The organism is Aureitalea marina (genome assembly GCF_002943755.1).
In the GTDB taxonomy this organism is placed as follows: Bacteria; Bacteroidota; Bacteroidia; order Flavobacteriales; family Flavobacteriaceae; genus Aureitalea; species Aureitalea marina.
Genome location: NZ_MQUB01000001.1, coordinates 1,318,903 through 1,332,293 on the forward strand (window position 1 = coordinate 1,318,903; position 13,391 = coordinate 1,332,293).

12 protein-coding genes are annotated in these 13,391 nt (G+C 45.8%); 4 read left to right on the forward strand and 8 right to left on the reverse strand.

What is annotated here, in order from left to right; translation table 11 throughout:
- Nucleotides 1-10 precede the first annotated feature (10 nt).
- The gene (locus BST85_RS06015; protein WP_104812426.1) at nucleotides 11-1,135 is read left to right on the forward strand and encodes a GNAT family N-acetyltransferase; all 1,125 of its coding nucleotides are present in this window, start codon (nucleotides 11-13) and stop codon (nucleotides 1,133-1,135) included.
- A gap of 49 nt (nucleotides 1,136-1,184) precedes the next feature.
- Here BST85_RS06015 and capB read toward each other — a convergent pair whose 3' ends face one another.
- The 3 genes from capB to BST85_RS06030 form a co-directional block, all read right to left on the reverse strand.
- On the reverse strand, nucleotides 1,185-2,444 hold the full coding sequence (gene capB / locus BST85_RS06020) for a cysteate-C-fatty acyltransferase (protein ID WP_104812427.1): 1,260 nt from the start codon (nucleotides 2,442-2,444) through the stop codon (nucleotides 1,185-1,187).
- Nucleotides 2,445-2,563: 119 nt separating this feature from the next.
- Nucleotides 2,564-3,598 (reverse strand): cysteate synthase, encoded by a 1,035-nt coding sequence (gene capA, locus BST85_RS06025; protein ID WP_104812428.1) that lies wholly within the window; start codon nucleotides 3,596-3,598, stop codon nucleotides 2,564-2,566.
- 76 nt (nucleotides 3,599-3,674) lie between these two features.
- Nucleotides 3,675-5,810 carry a S9 family peptidase gene (locus BST85_RS06030; RefSeq protein ID WP_104812429.1) on the reverse strand — a complete coding sequence of 712 codons (2,136 nt, stop codon included), beginning with the start codon at nucleotides 5,808-5,810 and terminating at the stop codon, nucleotides 3,675-3,677.
- A 63-nt stretch (nucleotides 5,811-5,873) separates the two neighbouring features.
- On the opposite strand from BST85_RS06030, the gene BST85_RS06035 reads away from it, so the two are divergent.
- The gene (locus BST85_RS06035) at nucleotides 5,874-6,197 is read left to right on the forward strand and encodes a YbaB/EbfC family nucleoid-associated protein (RefSeq protein ID WP_104812430.1); all 324 of its coding nucleotides are present in this window, start codon (nucleotides 5,874-5,876) and stop codon (nucleotides 6,195-6,197) included.
- 140 nt (nucleotides 6,198-6,337) lie between these two features.
- Nucleotides 6,338-6,658, forward strand: a complete 321-nt coding sequence (locus tag BST85_RS06040) for a YegP family protein (RefSeq protein WP_104812431.1) — start codon at nucleotides 6,338-6,340, stop codon at nucleotides 6,656-6,658.
- A gap of 43 nt (nucleotides 6,659-6,701) precedes the next feature.
- Here BST85_RS06040 and BST85_RS06045 read toward each other — a convergent pair whose 3' ends face one another.
- Genes BST85_RS06045 through BST85_RS06060 form a run of 5 tightly spaced genes read right to left on the reverse strand, consistent with a single transcriptional unit; the run spans nucleotide 6,702 to nucleotide 12,102 of the window.
- The gene (locus BST85_RS06045) at nucleotides 6,702-7,724 is read right to left on the reverse strand and encodes a threonine aldolase family protein (protein ID WP_104812432.1); all 1,023 of its coding nucleotides are present in this window, start codon (nucleotides 7,722-7,724) and stop codon (nucleotides 6,702-6,704) included.
- Nucleotides 7,725-7,730: 6 nt separating this feature from the next.
- Nucleotides 7,731-8,351, reverse strand: coding sequence for a hypothetical protein (locus BST85_RS06050; RefSeq protein ID WP_146090667.1), 621 nt, complete (start codon nucleotides 8,349-8,351; stop codon nucleotides 7,731-7,733).
- Between the two features lie 5 nt (nucleotides 8,352-8,356).
- Entirely contained in the window at nucleotides 8,357-9,217 is an 861-nt protein-coding gene (locus tag BST85_RS14765) for a zinc-dependent metalloprotease (RefSeq protein ID WP_425427883.1), read from the reverse strand.
- The gene (locus tag BST85_RS06055) at nucleotides 9,181-10,761 is read right to left on the reverse strand and encodes a DUF5117 domain-containing protein (RefSeq protein ID WP_425427884.1); all 1,581 of its coding nucleotides are present in this window, start codon (nucleotides 10,759-10,761) and stop codon (nucleotides 9,181-9,183) included. The genes BST85_RS14765 and BST85_RS06055 overlap by 37 nt, the downstream gene beginning before the upstream one ends.
- Nucleotides 10,762-10,770: 9 nt before the next feature.
- Nucleotides 10,771-12,102: a hypothetical protein gene (locus BST85_RS06060; protein ID WP_104812434.1), complete on the reverse strand. Its 1,332-nt coding sequence runs from the start codon at nucleotides 12,100-12,102 to the stop codon at nucleotides 10,771-10,773.
- 146 nt (nucleotides 12,103-12,248) lie between these two features.
- On the opposite strand from BST85_RS06060, the gene prfB reads away from it, so the two are divergent.
- Nucleotides 12,249-13,356 (forward strand): peptide chain release factor 2 gene (prfB, locus tag BST85_RS06065; protein WP_146090668.1). Its coding sequence is split into 2 segments (ribosomal slippage): nucleotides 12,249-12,311 and nucleotides 12,313-13,356, totalling 1,107 coding nucleotides; the frame shifts between segments, so codons are not numbered across the junction.
- Nucleotides 13,357-13,391 lie beyond the last annotated feature (35 nt).

Sequence of the window (13,391 nt, forward strand, 5' to 3'; positions counted from 1 at the left end):
CTGATGGCCTATGATCGAAGTTGTACCCGTTTCCCCTACTAATAAGCGTCAGCTTAAACGATTTGTTACCTTTCCTTTTCAACTTTACAGGAACAATCCCTATTGGGTGCCTCCGCTGATCAAGGACGAGATAGCTACGCTCAATCCGAAGCAAAACCCTGTATTTCAAAATGCGGAGGCCCAGTATTTCCTCGCCTACAAGGACGGTACGATGGCCGGACGAGTAGCAGTGATCATCAATCATGTGGAGGTCCAGCAATTGGGCAAAAAGAAGGTGCGATTTGGTTGGTTTGATGTTATTGATGATATCGAAGTCACCCGGAGTTTGATGAACAAGGTTTTCGAGATCGGTCTTCAGCAAGGGCTGGAATATGCTGAGGGGCCGGTTGGATTCTCCAATATGGAAAAAGCTGGAATACTGACCTCCGGCTTTGAAGAGCGCAACACCATGATCACCTGGTATCATCACCCCTATTATGCTGAACATTTCAAAAAGTTAGGCTTTGACACCCAAGCTACCTGGGTAGAATATAAGATCAACGATCCGGAACAGATCACGGAGAAAGTGAGGAAGTTCTCAAAAATTGTCCGGGAAAGATATGGCTTGGAGGTCATTCGTTTTAAGAATAAGAAGGAGATCTTACCGTATGTCGATGCCATGTTTGAATTGCTCAATAATACCTACAACACACTACAGACCTTTGTTCCGGTTCAGCAATATCAGATCGACTATTACAAAGAGAAGTACTTTAGTTTTATCCACCCGGATTATATCACCTGTATCAAAGACAGCAGCGAACGTCTGATCGCTTTTTCCGTAGTCATGCCCTCCTTTTCCAAGGCTCTAAAAAAGGCCAATGGTCGCTTGCTCCCCTTCGGATGGTATCACATATTAAAAGCCCAGAAACGCAACGACACGGCTGCATTCTATCTGATCGGTATTGACCCTGAATATCAAGGGAAAGGAGTTACAGCCATCATCTTTGAAGAAATGCAGGACCTTTTCAGACAAAAAGGAATCAAAAAAGTAGAGACCAACCCTGAGTTAAGAGAAAATACGGCTGTGCAGTTGTTGTGGAAAGACTACAATCCCATTCTACATAAAGAACGCTCTACCTTCAGAAAACAACTATAGAAAAACCGCCCTCGAGAGGCGGTTTTTTATGGTACTATGCTCAGTTTATTTACTCACCCATGGCCTCGATCAAGGCCTTGGAAATTCTTTTATAGGTTCCGTTCTCCAATCGCTCCCTGATGGCCGAGAAGGCTTCAAGGGTCTGTTCGACATCCTCCGATGTATGAGAAGCGGTCGGAATCATGCGCAACAGAATCAATCCTTTTGGTATCACAGGATACACCACGATGGAACAAAATATACCGTGGTTCTCTCTAAGATCCTTAACCAAGGCCATAGCCTCCGGGATACTTCCTTGAAGATAAACAGGAGTCACACAACTTTGAGTAGTACCCAGGTCAAAACCACGCTTGCGAAGTCCACCCTGAAGGGCACGTACGTTCTCCCATAGCTTGTCCTTGAACTCGGTACTTGAACGCATCATGTCCAATCGCTTCAATGCACCTTTCACCAATTGCATCTGCAAACTCTTGGCGAACATCTGTGAGCGCAAGTTGTATTTTAAATAGTTGATGATATCCTCGTCTCCTGCGATAAACGCACCTGTACTTGCCATGGACTTGGCAAAAGTGGCGAAATAGACGTCAATATCGTCCTGAACACCTTGCTCCTCACCTGCTCCGGCACCTGTTTTCCCCAGGGTACCAAAGCCGTGTGCATCGTCTACGAACAGACGGAAATTGTATTTTTTCTTGAGTTCGACGATCTCTTTGAGTTTCCCCTGCTCTCCGCGCATTCCAAAAACTCCTTCGGAGATCACTAAGATCCCTCCACCGGTCTTTTCGGCTACTTTGGTGGCTCGCTTTAGGTTCTTCTCAATACTTTCTAAGTCGTTGTGCTTATACGTGAAACGCTGTCCCAGGTGAAGACGGACCCCGTCAATGATGCAGGCGTGAGCATCTACATCGTAAACAATCACATCATCCTTGGAGACCAGAGCATCGATGGTTGACACCATTCCCTGATAACCAAAATTAAGCAGGTAGGCAGCCTCCTTGCTTACAAATTCGGCCAATTCATTCTGAAGTTGTTCGTGCAGATCAGTGTGTCCACTCATCATTCTGGCTCCCATCGGGTAAGCAGATCCATATTCTGCAGCAGCCTCGGCATCAACTTTTCGTACCTCGGGATGATTAGCCAATCCCAGATAGTCATTTACACTCCAAGTGATCACTTCCTTGCCATTAAAAACCATTCGGTTACCAATTGGCCCCTCTAACTTGGGGAAAACAAAGTATCCCTCAGCCTGGTCCGCCCAGCGACCCAAAGGTCCTTTATCCTTGTAAATCCTATCAAACAAATCTCTCATCCAAACGCATTTTCAAATCAAGCCACAAAAATAGTTATTTTAAACTTCTGAGCACCTGATTTTTAGCACAAAAAAAGCCGATGTTCATAACACCGGCTTTCAAATACTTTATTATCAGTCTATTTGACAACCTGTACCGGTTTTTCAACCTCTTGTAGGGCATCGAAGAAACCTTGCTGTTCCATCCAACTATCGCTGTAAATCTTACTCATGTATCGCGATCCGTGATCGGGGAAGATCACCACAACAACATCGTTTGGTCCAAAGGTACCTTCTTCGTTTAATTGAGTGATTCCCTGCATGGCGGCTCCAGAAGTGTAACCGACAAACAAGCCTTCCTGCACGGCTATGGTCCGAGCCATGTGAGCACTATCCTCATCGGTTACTTTAATAAACCGATCGATGATCTTGAAATCCGTGGCCGATGGTATCAGGTTCTTACCCAGTCCTTCTATCCGGTATGGATAGATCTCGTCCTTATCTAATTTCCCGGTTTCGTGGTATTTCTGAAGTACGGACCCGTAGGCATCGATCCCGATGACCTCGATATCCGGATTTTGTTCTTTCAAATAACGAGCAGTACCCGAAATAGTTCCACCAGTACCACTACAAGCAACAAGGTGAGTAATTTGACCACCGGTCTGTTCCCAGATCTCAGGTCCTGTAGAGGCATAATGCGCCTCGATATTCAACTCGTTAAAATACTGGTTGATGTAAACTGACCCGGGAGTTTCTTTGTGTAAACGCTTGGCCACTTCATAGTAACTTCTGGGATCGTCCGCTGCAACATGAGCCGGGCATACATACACCTCCGCACCCATCGTCTTTAGCATATCGATCTTGTCGGCAGAGCTTTTTGAACTGACTGCCAAAATGCAACGATACCCTTTCAGAATACTCACCATTGCCAAACTGAATCCAGTATTACCACTGGTTGTTTCTATGATGGTGTCTCCGGGATTGATCAGTCCTTTCTTTTCGGCCTGCTCAATAATGTAAAGTGCTATTCTGTCTTTGGCGGAATGCCCTGGATTAAACCCTTCTACCTTAGCGTAAAAACGTCCGGGTATCTTCTCTGTCAAACGATTCAGTTTGATCAATGGGGTATTTCCGATAAGACTTAGGGCGTTTTCGTGGGCTTGAATGCTTTTCATACAAGGAGATTAGGTGTAGATTTCAACATGCCACTAACCATGTTAAAACGGGACAAAGTTAAAGCAAATTATTTAATTAGTCTTCTATTCCCTCCATATCAAGGAGAAAGGCAAAGTCTGTCGCAACTTCCTTCAAAGCCTCGAAGCGTCCCGAGGCCCCACCGTGACCAGCATCCATATTGGTATGCAGCAGCAGCAAATTGCTGTCCGTCTTCAATTCTCTCAATTTGGCCACCCATTTGGCTGGCTCCCAATATTGTACCTGAGAATCGTGCAAACCGGTGGTCACCAGCATATTCGGATAGTCTTTTGCGACTACATTGTCATAGGGAGAATAGGACTTCATATAGTCGTAGTACTCCTTGTCGTTAGGGTTTCCCCACTCGTCATATTCTCCTGTGGTCAGCGGGATACTCTCGTCCAGCATGGTAGTTACCACATCCACGAAAGGAACATCTGCGATCACGCCGTTGTATAGTTCCGGGGCAAGATTGACCACTGCACCCATTAACAGTCCGCCGGCTGATCCACCGCGGGCATACAGATGCTCGGCGGAGGTATATCCCTCTTCGATCAGGAATTTTGAGGCGTCTACAAAATCGGTAAAACTGTTCTTTTTGGTCAAAAGTTTACCATTTTCGTACCATTGGCGACCTAGGTACTGTCCACCTCTAACATGCACTATGGCATAGATAAAGCCTCTGTCCAATAAGCTTAACCTGGAATTGGAAAAATACGGTTCGATAGTGGCTCCATAAGAACCATAGCCATAAAGAAGTAGAGGGTTTTTACCATTGGGTTTCATGCCCTTTCGAAATACCATGGAAATTGGAACTGCGGTCCCATCGGCGGCAGTAGCCCATACACGTTTGGATTCATAATTGTTCTTATCGAAGGTACCTCCAAGTATCTCTGTTTCTTTCTTGATAGTCTTCTCCCTGGTCTCCATATTGAAATCAATGACCGAATTGGGCGTAGTCAAAGACTGGTAACCATAGCGCAAAAGCGGAGTGTCAAATTCTACGTTCTGTGTAGTATAAGCGGTGTAGGTCTCATTGTCAAAGGGAAGGTAATAATCTTCCTTCCCATCCCAGCGCATGATCCTCAACTGATTGAGGCCATTGTTGCGCTCGCTCACAACCAGGAAGTCCTTGAAGATGTCCACGTCCTCCAGCAATACATCGTCCCTATGGGGAATTACTTCTTCCCAGTTGTCCATTGATGTCTTGCCTTCTGGGGCTTTCATCAGTTTAAAATTAGAAGCCTCATCCTTATTGGTGACCACATAGAACGAATCATCATAATGGGCGATGCCGTATTCCAAACCTCGAGTTCTCTCCTGGAATACCTGGAATTCACCGTAAGGATCATCAGCCTTTAGGATTTGGAATTCTGAGGTAAGCGTGCTATAACTACCTATTACCAGGTATTTTTCTGACTTGGTCTTATAGATATAAGTTCCAAAGGTCTCATCTTCCTCAAAGTAGATCATCTCATCCTGATCCGAGCTCGTTCCCCTTTTATGACGGAAAATCTTGTCGGATCGAAGGGTTTGTTCGTCTTTGGTGGTATAAAACAGGGTCTCGCTATCATTGGCCCAAGTGGAACTGCCGTTGGTCAGCGGAATGGACTGAGGTAGTATCTCGCCCGTCTCCAGGTTTTTGATGTAAAGGGTGTATTTCCTTCGGCTCAGGGTATCTACTCCAAAGGCTGCCCATTTGTTGTCTGGGCTCACATTGATTCCTCTTAATTGGTAAAAGGCAAATCCCTCGGCCATCTGATTCACGTCAAAGAGGATCTCTTCCTGAGCTTCCAGCGAATCCTTCTTGCGGGAATAGATCGGGTAGTCCTTTCCAGTCTCGAATCGGGTCAGGTAGTAGTAGCCATTGTAGAAATAAGGAACAGATTGATCGTCTTCTTTGATACGCGATTTCATTTCCTGGAACAGATCATCCTTCAATCCCTTGGTATGGGCTGTCATCCGATCGTAATAATCGTTCTCCCTTTCCAAGTAGTCGATCACTTCTTCGTCATCCTTGTTGTTCAACCAATAGTAATTGTCCACTCGAACATCTCCGTGGATCTCCAGGTTCTTGGGAATCTTGTCTGCAAAAGGGGGGGTGATCTCGGTGGTTTCCACTGGTTTTTCGTTCTGGTTACAAGAGGCGGCAAAAATAAGAACTAATGCACAAAGCAAATAAGAATATTTCATAGTGTCGGTCAGAATTAGTCAACCGTGAATGTAGTAAATTTGCAACAAACAAAATTGTAACAGATGTTTGGAGATATTATGGGCATGATGGGTAAGCTTAAAGAAACCCAGGCCAAAGTAGAAGAGACCAAAAAGCAATTAGACCACGTTCTGATAGACGAGCAGTCTTCTGATGGACTGCTGAAGTTGACCCTGACGGCCAACCGGACGATCAAGACCATAGAAGTTGACCCGGAATTGATGCAGGACAAAGAACAGTTGGAGGACTATCTCATTCTGACGCTCAACAGGGCGATTGATCGAGCCACTGCCATGCAAGAGGCCGAATTGGCAGCAGTCGCAAAAGAAGGGATGCCCAACATTCCTGGTATGGACCTTTTTAAATAGAGTACAACTGGTCTAAAATAATGACAGACATCATGATAGGACCTATTCGTCTTAATTTCAAGCAGAAAAGCTTTTGGAATAGCCAAATTTTTGAGATATTTAACCACTCAACGATTATCTAACTTTTTTAATTAAAAACTATGTTCGAGGTAAAGAAAAGCGGGGACAAATATCACTTTGTACTAAAAGCAGCAAATGGTCAGGTCATTCTGTCCAGCCAGATGTATGCGTCTAAATCCGGCGCAATGAACGGGGTCGATTCGGTACGCAAGAATTGCGGAAACGATGACTGCTGGGAAAGAAAGACGGCCAAGAATGGTAAATTCCATTTCAACTTGAAATCCACAAATGGTCAGATCGTTGGAAGCAGCCAGATGTATGCCAGCGAGTCCGGTATGAACAACGGAATCCAATCTGTCAAAAATAATGCACCAGGTGCGGATGTGAAGGAAGTGGAATAATCCCCGAGCTACAAATAAAAAAGGCGCCAATAAGGCGCCTTTTTTATTTGTAGTTGTCCAATATTCCTAGGAATTTTTCGTGCATTTCCGGGCTATAATCCAAGTGGGTGACCAGGCGAAGTTTCCCTTCTCCCATGCTACTGAGCTTAACCTCCATCTCGGACATATCCGAAAGGAACTTTTCTTCTTTGACAGAATCCTCCAGGTAGAAGATCACAATGTTGGTCTCTGTCTCCTCCACCTTCTTTACGTACGGTCGGGATTTTAAAAGTAGGGCAATCTCCAGAGCGCGCTGATGATCCTCTGCCAAGCGTTCTATGTGGTTGTCTAAGGCATAGATGCCCGCAGCCGCCATATAGCCGATCTGCCTCATACCTCCTCCTAGTACCTTCCTGACGCGCATGGCTCCCTCCATCAGCTTGTTCTTACCAATGAGCACGGTTCCCATAGGCGCCCCCAGGCCTTTACTCAGACAAAGTGTGATGGTATCGAAAACCAGTCCATAATCCCCGGGGTCCTCATTCCTGGCAACCAGGGCATTCATCAGCCGAGCTCCATCCAGGTGCAGGCCCAGACCATTTTTGTCACAAACCGTACGGATCTTCTCAATCTCTTTCAAATCATAACAGGCTCCTCCACCCTTGTTGGTCGTATTTTCCAAGGTGACCAGGCTGGTCTGGGGACTGTGATAAAAATCCGGTGGATTGATAGCAGACTCTACCTGCTTAGCCGTCACCATGCCTCGATCTCCTTGCAATAGTTTACAGGAGACTCCACTGTTGAATGAAACGCCTCCACCCTCATAATTATACACATGAGCCCAGCGATCACAGATTAGCTGCTCACCGGGTTGAGTATGCAGCTTGATAGCGGCCTGGTTGGCCATGGTTCCAGTTGGAAAATAGAGTGCCTGATCCATCCCAAACAGATCAGCCACATACTTTTCCAGTTGATTCACTGTTGGATCTTCCTTATAGACATCATCTCCCGTTACCGCGTTAGCAATGGCTTCCAGCATACCAGGCGTAGGCTGGGTTACGGTATCACTTCTCAGGTCTATGATCATATCTTGTTATTGTTTTACCCGGTTTAGATTAGAAGTAGTCTGGTCAATTAATTGGTCCATCTGATCTTCTAATTTGATCAGGTTTAGATTCTTATTCATTTTGTAGTTCAGATTGGTATCCTCAACCAGATCAAATAGGTTGTACATCTTGTCTAATTGCTGTCCGTCTTTAGTCATAGACAATTTTCTACGGCAATTGTGGATAGCTGTTCTTAGCTCAGGATTTTCACTTCGGACTACCTCCTGGTAGGCTTTGACCTCCTCCCCTTCCAAACTTGACCAATTATCATTTAGTTGGACCAAGAGAGTGTCATCAGAGAAATCAAAAGGGTAGAATGTTCCACAGTTGTCAAATTTTTTCATGCGCATCTTACCCTCACTATGCGTGTAAAAAAGATACACTTCATAATATGTGCCCTTCGAAAAACAATTGGTCCCATCCGGCATCCGGAACATTTCTGTTCTTCCATCACAGTAGCGCATCGTCCAGATCCAGGTATCGATGCCCTGTAGGGCCAGCTCCTTGGTAAAGGCTTCTACTTGTTGGTTCACGAACGCCAAATCACGTTGAGCAAAAGCCCCATGAGCCATTAACAGTAAAACTAATAAACAGACTAGCTTTTTCATGATCTTTAGTCTTGATAACAACCGATCTCCCCGATGGGTGATCCATCAGGAATTTTCAATACAGGAATCACATTAAATTTATCTGGAGCCTTGTTAAAGGCCTCAATTTCTTTAACTACTTGTTTCGAAAATGAGTCCGTTCGATCGTTCAACATAGAACTGATCCTGCTCAAACCGGCATTGGCTTCTCCTTTTACTTGAGGTAAGGTGGCTTTGTGGGCAGCCAGATTCTTTAGATGCTCAACCACGCGGTAGGCCATCATATTGGTCACTTCTTGGTGATAGTCACTCCGGGATCGAGAGAATAAAAAGCCTTGATCGATAAGAGCATTTACTACTTCCTCTAATCCCAACTGACCGGAATCCAAGGCTTTTTGCTGGATCACGCGGTTGGCGCGCTGCGGATGCAACAATAAGCCAATGCTGAAATCTCCAGCAGTGGCGGCCGCGCTCAAGGCATCGAATGCAACTCCCATGGAGCTTTGAAAGGATTCCCGGTTGCGGTTATAGCCATAGGCCCGAGGTGGAAAGATGGCTAATAACTCCTCCGGAATGGCCAGGTTATTTGCATCTAATGTCGTTAATAAGGATTCTAAGGCACGCCGTTGTGTTTTTGCATCTACATAGGAGACTTCCTCTCCCGCTGTGCCTTTGACCCGATAATCGTATTCCATACCGCCGACCAATTTCACAGCGGCTTCCGCCTGGTAACGATGGAAGAAATACAGCGGAACAAAGACATCCTCCATTTGGGTATAGGGTTCTCCATTCCGGATATTATCCAATCCAAAGCGGTTCATAGCCTGCTTTCGGATCTGCATAACTTGATCTAATTCGGTCGCGGCATCACCGCCGTTGTCCCACAAATGAGCTTTAGCGTGTGCCCCCCCTGTGGTCTGGCATCCGGATCAGAAATGTAACGCAATCCATCGGCCTGTGCCTGGCTCAGCACGGCATCCAGGAAATCATCTTCAGATTGTCCTCCTGCTGGATCTCCGTATGAGTAATTGACGATCACCTTATCCCACTCTCCGATACCAGTATCGTAGGCCTGGGAGAAATCGATCTGCCCCCTATTCAGCCTCAAAGTTGGATGCGGGTAATCCATCACACTGGCCCTATTATTAGTACTAGCGGCAAAATTATGTGCAAACCCAAGTGTATGACCAACTTCATGAGCTGATAATTGACGTATTCTTGCCAGTGCCATCTCCAGCATGGGTTGGTAATTATCATCGCGCTCGGCAAATGGCTGATCCATCAATGCCTGGGCGATCATATAGTCCTGACGTATTCTGAGGCTACCCAGACTAACATGTCCCTTCAAGATCTCCCCTGTTCTTGGATCGATCACACTGGCTCCGTAGCTCCAACCCCGGGTCGATCGATGTACCCATTGGATCACATTGTAACGTACATCCATGGGGTCAGCATCGGCTGGCAACATTTTAACCTGAAAGGCATTGATATAGCCAGCTGCCTCAAAGGCCTGGTTCCACCAGCTGGCACCTTCTAGTAAAGCAGAGCGGACTGGCTCCGGGGTACCAGGGTCCAGGTAATAGACTATAGGTTCCACAGCTTCACTAGGGGAAGCACCAAGATTCTTTTTCTCCAGTCTGTGACGTGTAATGAACCGCTTACGGATAGGCTCCCAAATAGGGGTGGCATAATCCAGGTAATTGATCGAGAAACTGCCTGATCGAGGATCAAATTTGCGGGCTTGGTAATTATTATCCGGTAATTCAATAAAACTATGATGCTGTACGACCGAGACCGAACGAGAATCCGGGGTCACGGAACGAATATTCCTCCCAGTAGGCTCACCGGCAAAAGTCAACATGGCCTCAAATTCCACATTCTTGGGAAAGGCTTTGGTTCGCTCCATCCAAACAGCACTCCGCTTTTTATCCAGTTTGTAATTCCCCTCCTTGCGCTGTTTGAATCGCTGTGCCACTCCATGGGCATCCAGCAGGATAAAAGGAGTAAAGTCTACCAGGTAGGTGCCATTTTGGGTGTCCTTGATAGGAAATCCGAAGAGTACAGATTTAGCAAATGCTTGTTCTATAGATCTACGCTCCAGGGCATTATCCGAATTCGCTCTATAACCTAGGTTTCGTTGGATCAAAAGCAGTTTATCCCCTGCCTTTTCAAAGTAAACCACTACTTCATTTCCCAATTGGCCGCGGTCCAGCCCAATATCATTGGACCCTACGCCAGTACTGAGAGACTGCACATAAAGGAAGTCCTGATTCAGCTTGTCAACTTCCAAATAGATCTTGCCTTCGGCTTCCACATAGTGAAAGTCGAAGAATCCGTCGAATGATTGTTTCTCCGTCTTGTCGGTCAGAAATTGCGACCAGCCACAGATGCTCATCATCAAGGCAATCATTAATAGTGTAGTTCTTTTCATAAAATCGTTTTAATCATTGTAATACCAAAAAGGTATGCTCACCCTCCTGCTGTAAACCGTATCTCCTTTCTGAACCGATGGTCGTTCTATATACAAGACATGTTTTCCTTCGGGTATGCTATCCAGACTCACATAACTCTCAAATCCCAGTTTCTTCCGCTGGTTGGTAGTTGCCACAAATTGTGCCTGGACTATGGTAGTATCTATCCGGAGCCGATAGGTGGTATTGAAAGTATTGACAAATTCTCTCCTTAAACTATCCCGTCTCCGAGCGGAGCGGAATGGATTGAGCGTATTTCCGGTCAGGTTAATCTGGCTCTTTAATCCCCTGAGATCCTCATCAGGCTCCAAACCTTCATTCCAACGGATCAGGTAGTTTTCCACATTTTCTGTGTGAACCACAAACACCTTTAAGAAAGGATCCGTGATCACTTTGGCTGGAATGGTGGCTATCCTGGCAAAGACCGTCCGATCCGTTAGCATAGATTCGTAATTGCGTTGGTCTGCAAAGGAGGGACCTGAAGTGCGTTCGATATTGATAAAATTGGATTCTCTGTTCTCCAGGGTCGCCAAGAAGATGATTACAGCGTAAATAGGAACAAGTGCCCACAGCAACCGCTTCCCAAAACGATCGTCCAAGAAATTGTACACCATAGGGCGGTACATAAACGATAGCATCAGGAAAGAGAATACCCGATAGATAGGATAGTAAACAATGGCCAGGTATTTCTTCTTCTTAAACCATCCCAGAGTAAGAAAATCCAGAAGCATGATCAAGGAACCAAAGACCAAGAATAGCACGATAATTATTCCGAGCACATTTAGAAAACTCCCCTCTTCGTTGGCACTAATCAAAAATGTAGCTGTAGCCACCAAGGCCAGCAAGATCATGACGATACCAATAAAATAAAAGATGATCAAAAAACAGATCCCAAAGATGACGCTACAGTACTTTTCCAAGCGGGCAATGAAGCGATCAAAGGAGACTATCCGATTGCGGAGGAACTTATCAAAGAACTTGTGGTAGTTGAGCTTGTCAAAATCGATCTCCCCGGATACGTAACGAAGCCCAAGTGCGCCTATCCAAACTCCTCTTAACAATACGTGGAAGATCAGGTTGATCAACAGGACGGAACAGGCGATAAAGCCAATGCCATAAATAATCATATTGAAGAACTCCTGGTTGTAAAAGGCCCGATTCATCTCTACTTGTGCGGGCTCGAAGGCCTGCAACAACCCATAAATGGCGAAACCGGATATGATCAATTCCAACTGCCAGCTTTCCTGCTGCAATTTATCTAGCCAACTCTTAAAGGACGGGTCTCGGTAATCGTTACTCATACATACGTGGAAGGGAGCAGAAAGATAAGGCGTTTTCTACAATAACAGTAAGCTCTAGCAGGCTGCATTTCGTCCATACTAAATAAATTTTCGACCAAGTGCAGTCGGATCGAATTCGAACCTTTATTTTTGACAAAATTCTACACATGACCCCAACAGATCAATTGAAAGATCTACGAGATCGCCTGGTTGCGTTAAGGAGGTATCTTTGACGTCGATGGAAAGAAAATAGCCATCTCCAACGACGAAGAAAAAACCTTCGATCCCAACTTCTGGAACAACCCTAAGGAAGCTGAGGCTTTTATGAAGCAACTGCGAAACAAAAAGAAATGGGTGGAGGACTACGACCGATCGGTAAATCTGACAGACGAGGCAGAGGTCCTCTACGAATTCTACAAGGAAGGCGAAGGTACCGAGGATCAGGTAAAACAAGAATTGGACAAGGCACAGGAACTGATCGAAACCCTGGAATTCAAGAACATGATGAGCGACGAGGGGGACGACCTCAGCGCAGTACTTCAGATCACCGCCGGTGCGGGAGGGACGGAAAGCTGTGATTGGGCTCAAATGCTGATGCGGATGTACCTGATGTGGGCAGAACGTCAGGGCTTTAAGGTCCGGGAATTGAACTTTCAAGCCGGTGATGTAGCAGGAGTTAAAACAGTAACCCTCGAGATCGATGGCGAATACGGCTTCGGTTGGCTCAAAGGAGAGAATGGGGTTCATCGATTGGTCAGAATATCGCCTTTCGACTCAAACGCCAAGCGCCATACCAGCTTTGCCAGCGTTTATGTCTATCCCATGGTAGACGATAGTATTGCCATCGATATAAACCCGGCGGACATTTCCTGGGATTTTGCCCGCTCAAGTGGAGCCGGAGGACAGAACGTGAACAAGGTGGAGACCAAGGCAATCCTTACTCACCACCCTTCCGGAATCGTGATCCACAACAGTGAGACCCGTTCTCAGCTGGAGAATAGGGAAAAGGCCATGCAGATGTTGAAATCACAACTGTATGAGATCGAGCTTCGGAAACGCCAGGCAGCGCGTGATGCGATTGAAGACAGCAAGATGGCTATCGAATGGGGGTCACAGATCCGCAATTATGTGCTTCATCCCTACAAACTGATCAAAGACGTCAGGACCCAGCATGAAACAGGTAATACCGATGCCGTTCTAAATGGCGATCTGGATGGTTTTCTGAAGTCATTTTTAATGATGACGGGGCAGCCCGAAGAAGAGACCGAATTGTAGCCAAAAAAACGGGATTAATTGTTATTTTTGAGACT

Coding starts and splice junctions, on each gene's coding strand:
- BST85_RS06060 (WP_104812434.1), bottom strand. CDS start 12,102: ATGAGTAACGATTACCGAGACCCGTCCTTTAAGAGTTGGCTAGATAAA.
- BST85_RS06040 (WP_104812431.1), top strand. CDS start 6,338: ATGTTCGAGGTAAAGAAAAGCGGGGACAAATATCACTTTGTACTAAAA.
- BST85_RS06035 (WP_104812430.1), top strand. CDS start 5,874: ATGTTTGGAGATATTATGGGCATGATGGGTAAGCTTAAAGAAACCCAG.
- capB (WP_104812427.1), bottom strand. CDS start 2,444: ATGAGAGATTTGTTTGATAGGATTTACAAGGATAAAGGACCTTTGGGT.
- BST85_RS06030 (WP_104812429.1), bottom strand. CDS start 5,810: ATGAAATATTCTTATTTGCTTTGTGCATTAGTTCTTATTTTTGCCGCC.
- BST85_RS06045 (WP_104812432.1), bottom strand. CDS start 7,724: ATGATCATAGACCTGAGAAGTGATACCGTAACCCAGCCTACGCCTGGT.
- capA (WP_104812428.1), bottom strand. CDS start 3,598: ATGAAAAGCATTCAAGCCCACGAAAACGCCCTAAGTCTTATCGGAAAT.
- BST85_RS06050 (WP_146090667.1), bottom strand. CDS start 8,351: ATGAAAAAGCTAGTCTGTTTATTAGTTTTACTGTTAATGGCTCATGGG.
- BST85_RS06015 (WP_104812426.1), top strand. CDS start 11: ATGATCGAAGTTGTACCCGTTTCCCCTACTAATAAGCGTCAGCTTAAA.
- BST85_RS06055 (WP_425427884.1), bottom strand. CDS start 10,761: ATGAAAAGAACTACACTATTAATGATTGCCTTGATGATGAGCATCTGT.